This window comes from Streptomyces sp. PA03-3a (genome assembly GCF_033792735.1).
Lineage (GTDB): Bacteria > Actinomycetota > Actinomycetes > Streptomycetales > Streptomycetaceae > Actinacidiphila.
Genome location: NZ_JARAVM010000082.1, coordinates 1 through 4,842, shown reverse-complemented (window position 1 = coordinate 4,842; position 4,842 = coordinate 1). Strand labels below are relative to the sequence as shown.

Sequence of the window (4,842 nt, the reverse complement as noted above, 5' to 3'; positions counted from 1 at the left end):
CGCCTACACGGCGGCGCGCACCGGCCGGCGGCTGGACCGGCTGGGCCCGGGGGAGCGGGAACGGGTGCTTGCGGGGCTCGCCGCTCGCCCCGCGCTGCTGCCCCTGCTCGACGTGGTGAAGGTGCCGGTGCTGCTGGCGGCGGGCACCGAGCGCCTGATGGCGGAGCCGCCCCGGGCCGCGGCGCCCCCGGCGCCGCAGGACCCGCCGCTGGACTGCGTGCCCGCCGGCGAGTGGCCGGACCGCTCCCGCGCGGACGCCGTCGTCGTCGGCTCCGGCGCGGGCGGGGCGATGGCGGCGCGCACCCTGGCCCGCGCGGGCCTGCGGGTGGTCGTCCTGGAGGAGGGCCGGCGGCACACCACGGCGGAGTTCGGACGCCGGGCCCCGCTCGACCGGTTCGCCGAGCTGTACCGCGACGGCGGCGCGACCGTCGCCTTCGGCAACCCCCCGATGGTCGTGCCGACCGGGCGCGCCGTCGGCGGCACGACGGTCGTCAACTCCGGCACCTGCTACCGCACTCCGGACCGGGTGCTGGCCCGCTGGCGCGAGGAGTACGGGCTCGGGGACCTCGCGGACCCGGTGGCCTTCGGCGCGTACCTGGACGAGGTGGAGCGCACCCTGCGGGTGGCCCGCCAGCCGCGGGACGTGCTCGGCCGCAACGGCGCCCTCGCCCTGCTCGGCGCGGACGGTCTCGGCTGGCGGGCCGCGCCCCTGCGGCGCAACGCCCCCGGGTGCCGGGGCTCGTGCCAGTGCGTGGTGGGCTGCCCGTCCGGGGCGAAGCAGAGCGTCCAGCTGTCGGTGCTGCCGCAGGCGTGCGCGGCCGGTGCCCGGATCGTCACCGGCGCCCATGTGCGGCGGGTGCTGACCGAGCCCGACCGGCCGGGCGGCCCGCGCGCCTGCGGGGTGGCGGTACGGCGGCCGGACGGCAGCGAGCTGGAGATCCTCAGCCCGCTGGTCGTGGTGGCCGCGGGCGCGCTGCGCACTCCCCCGCTGCTGCGCCGCTCCGGCCTCGGCGGGCACCCCCGGACCGGCCGCAACCTGGCCGTGCACCCCGCCACCAGCGTCGCCGGGCGGTTCGCCGACCCGGTCGCGGACGGCGGGCCCTCGGTGCTGCAGAGCGTCGGAGTGGAGGAGCTGCACGAGGACGGCATCCTCGTCGAGGCGACCGCGCCGCCGCCCGGCATGGGCTCGTTCGTGCTGCCGGGCGTCGGCCGGGAACTGCGCGCGGAACTGGAGGACTCCGGACGGCTGGCCACCCTCGGCGCGATGATCGCGGACCGGCCCGGCGGACGCGTACTCGGCCGCGAGGGCGCCCTGCTCCGCTACGACCTCGACCCCCGCGACGGCCGCCGTCTGCTGCGCGCCGTCCGCGCGATGGGCGACCTGCTCTTCGCGGCCGGGGCCGAGGAGGTCCTCACCGGCGTCCCCGCCGCCCCGCGGGCCCGTACGCGGCGGGAGTTCGCGGCGGCCCTGGAGGGGGTCACGGCACGGCAGCTGCACCTGTCGGCCTTCCACCCCACGGGGACGGTGGCGCTGGGCGCGGACCCGCAGGTGGCGCCCGCCGACCCCGCGGGCCGGCTGCGCGGCGTCCACGGGGTGCTGATCGCCGACGCCTCGGCGCTGCCCAGCTGCCCCGAGGTGAACCCGCAGCTCAGCATCATGGCGCTGGCCCTGGCGGTCGGCGAGGGCGCGGTGCGGGCGGCCGGCTGAGGATCAGCCGGTCCGGAGGACCGCGCAGGTCGTCGTGCCGTGGGCGTAGAGCTTCCCGTCGGCCGCGCCGGTCACCCGCGCCTCGGCGGTGGCCGTCGTCCGTCCGACGTGGAGCGCCACCCCCTCGCAGCGCAGCGCGGCCGCGCCGGGGAGCACCGGCCGGATCATGTGCACCCCCAGCTGCACGGTGGTGTAGGCGGATCCGGCCGGGAGCCGGCTCATCACGGCGGAGCCGAGAGCGGAGTCCAGCAGGGTGGCGAGGAAGCCGCCGTGCACCGTGCCCATCGGGTTGAGCAGGTGGTCCCCGGGATCGCCCTCGAAGACCGCGCGCTCGTCGCCGACCTCCACGAGGCGGAAGCCCAGGGTGCTCATGATCGAGGCCTCGGGGAAGCGGCCGTCGATGGCGCCCTGCAGGACCTCGCGCCCGGTCATCTCCAGGACTTCGGGGGTGGGTTCGGGGCGCGGCTCCCAGGTGTGGGTGCGCGAGCGGGTGGCGGTGGCGGCCTCGTACGTCGTCATGGCACCGACGCTAGGCGTCGGACCGGGTCACCGGGAGTGGCGCATCCGGCAGCTTGGATACCGTTCCCGACAGCGGGCCCGACACCGCTCCGGGCACGGCGGGCGTGGGGTGGCGCAGGTCGAAGGCCGGCGACTCGGACCGGATGCGCGGCAGGGAGCGGAAGTTGTGGCGCGGCGGCGGGCAGCTCGTCGCCCACTCCAGGGAACGTCCCCAGCCCCAGGGGTCGTCGGTCCCGACCGGCTCGCCGTACCTCGCCGTCCGCCACACGTTGTAGAGGAACGGCAGGATCGACAGCCCCAGCAGGAAGGAGCTGACCGTCGAGACGGTGTTGAGCGTGGTGAAGCCGTCCGCCGCCAGGTAGTCCGGGACGCGCCGCAGCATGCCCTGCGTGCCCAGCCAGTGCTGGACGAGGAAGGTGCCGTGGAAACCGACGAAGAGCGTCCAGAAGGTGATCTTGCCCAGGCGCTCGTCGAGCATCCTGCCGGTGAACTTCGGCCACCAGAAGTGCAGCCCGGAGAACATGGCGAAGACGACCGTGCCGAAGACGACGTAGTGGAAGTGCGCCACGACGAAGTAGGAGTCGGAGACCTGGAAGTCCAGCGGCGCGGACGCCAGGATCACCCCGGTCAGCCCGCCGAACACGAAGGTGACGAGGAAGCCGGTCGCCCAGAGCATCGGCGTCTCGAAGCTCAGCGAGCCCTTCCACATCGTGCCGATCCAGTTGAAGACCTTCACGCCGGTCGGCACCGCGATGAGCAGCGTCATGAAGGAGAAGAAGGGCAGCAGCACCCCGCCGGTGACGTACATGTGGTGCGCCCAGACCGTCGCCGACAGCCCGGCGATGGAGATCGTCGCCGCGATCAGGCCGGTGTGGCCGAACATGGGCTTGCGCGAGAAGACCGGTATGACCTCGCTGACGATCCCGAAGAAGGGCAGCGCGATGATGTAGACCTCGGGGTGGCCGAAGAACCAGAACAGGTGCTGCCACAGCAGCGCCCCGCCGTTCGCCGGGTCGAAGATGTGCGCCCCGAACTTCCGGTCCAGTTCCAGCGCGAGGAGCGCCGCGGCCAGCACCGGGAAGGCCATCACCACCAGCACTCCGGTGAGCAGGACGTTCCAGGTGAAGATCGGCATGCGGAACATCGTCATGCCGGGGGCGCGCATGCAGATGATCGTGGTGATGAGGTTGACCGCGCCCAGGATGGTCCCGAAGCCGGACAGCGCCAGCCCCATGATCCACAGGTCGCCGCCCACGCCCGGTGAGTGCACCGCGCTCGACAGCGGTGCGTAGGCGAACCAGCCGAAGTCCGCCGCGCCCTGCGGGGTGAGGAAACCGCCCACCGCGATCAGCGAGCCGAACAGGTAGAGCCAGTACGCGAGCATGTTGAGCCGGGGGAACGCGACGTCCGGGGCGCCGATCTGCAGCGGCATGATCCAGTTCGCGAAACCGGAGAACAGCGGGGTCGCGAACATCAGCAGCATGATCGTGCCGTGCATCGTGAACAGCTGGTTGAACTGCTCGTTCGACATGACCTGCAGCCCGGGACGGGCGAGTTCCGCGCGCATCAGCAGGGCCATCACCCCGCCCCCGCAGAAGAAGGCGAACGCCGTACCGAGGTAGAGCGTGCCGATGGCCTTGTGGTCGGTCGTGGTCAGCCATGCCACGGCGGACGCCGCGCGTCGCGGGAACGTGAGACTCATGCCCGGTAGGTGTCCGGGCCCGCCCGCGGCGTCACCCGGGGAACATCACATCGGCGGGGTGTGATGATCGGTCCCATGGCGGACACCAAGCGGTCATGAGCACGGACGAGACGCAGTCACAGGCGTTCGCCGCTGCCTACCGCGAGCACTACTGGGCGGTCAGCCGCTACGTCGCCCGGCGGACGGCCGGGCGGACGGCGCACGACGAGGTGGAGGAAGTGGTGGCGGAGGTGTTCGCCGTCGCCTGGCGGCGCCGCGCCGAGCACCCCTCGTACCCGCTGCCCTGGCTGTACGGCGTCGCCCGCAACTGCATGGCGAACAGCGTGCGCGGGCAGGGGCGGCGGCGCAGGCTGCTGGACCGGATCGGGAACCACGAGACGGCCCACGGCACGCACCTGGTCCCGAGCCCGGGCACTGACGCGCCCGGCTCCTGGGTGCACGAGGCGCTGGGCCGGCTCGCGGCGACCGACCAGGAGGTGCTGCGGCTGACCGCCTGGGAGGAGCTGGACGTCGGGGAGCTGGCGGTGGCCCTCGGCTGCGGGCGTTCCGCGGCCGCCATGCGCCTGCACCGGGCGCGCCGCAGGCTCCGCGAGCAGATCGACCGCATGGGGATGACCGTGACCCAGGAGGGGCCATGACCGATGAGCCGGAGCTGGAGCTGCTGCGCCGGGCCGATCCCGTGCCGGCCGGTGATCCGCGCTGGCGCGACCGCCCGCCGGACGCCCGGGTCGAACGCGGGCTGCGGCGGCTGCTGGCCGCCGAAGCCGCGTCCGAAGCGGCTGCCGCGCCCGCGTCCCGCCGGACCGCGCGCCGGCCGGGCGGGTGGGGGTGCACACGTGCAGCCTGGACGGGCGGCGCGCACCCGCCAACTACGCGAAGCGCGGCTTCCGCATCTCCCGTCCCGAGCCCGCGC

The 4,842-nt window shown here is 74.3% G+C and carries 4 protein-coding genes and 1 pseudogene; 3 read left to right on the top strand and 2 right to left on the bottom strand.

Translation table 11 applies throughout. The features are described from left to right. On the top strand, positions 1–1,708 hold a 1,708-nt coding region (locus PV342_RS40805), incomplete at its 5' end, for a GMC family oxidoreductase (protein WP_500321218.1). Between the two features lie 3 nt (positions 1,709–1,711). On the opposite strand, the gene PV342_RS40800 is transcribed toward PV342_RS40805, so the two are convergent. Then, on the bottom strand, positions 1,712–2,227 hold the full coding sequence (locus PV342_RS40800; RefSeq protein WP_500321217.1) for a PaaI family thioesterase: 516 nt from the start codon (positions 2,225–2,227) through the stop codon (positions 1,712–1,714). A 10-nt stretch (positions 2,228–2,237) separates the two neighbouring features. Continuing rightward, positions 2,238–3,929 carry an aa3-type cytochrome oxidase subunit I gene (ctaD, locus tag PV342_RS40795; protein ID WP_400799471.1) on the bottom strand — a complete coding sequence of 564 codons (1,692 nt, stop codon included), beginning with the start codon at positions 3,927–3,929 and terminating at the stop codon, positions 2,238–2,240. Between the two features lie 95 nt (positions 3,930–4,024). Between ctaD and PV342_RS40790 the strand changes: the two genes are divergently transcribed. Both PV342_RS40790 and PV342_RS40785 read left to right on the top strand, forming a co-directional pair. Further along, positions 4,025–4,567, top strand: a complete 543-nt coding sequence (locus PV342_RS40790; protein WP_400799474.1) for a sigma-70 family RNA polymerase sigma factor — start codon at positions 4,025–4,027, stop codon at positions 4,565–4,567. Continuing rightward, positions 4,564–4,842 (top strand): annotated as a pseudogene (locus PV342_RS40785) (hypothetical protein); the annotation flags it as partial. The gene PV342_RS40790 and the pseudogene PV342_RS40785, both read left to right, overlap by 4 nt.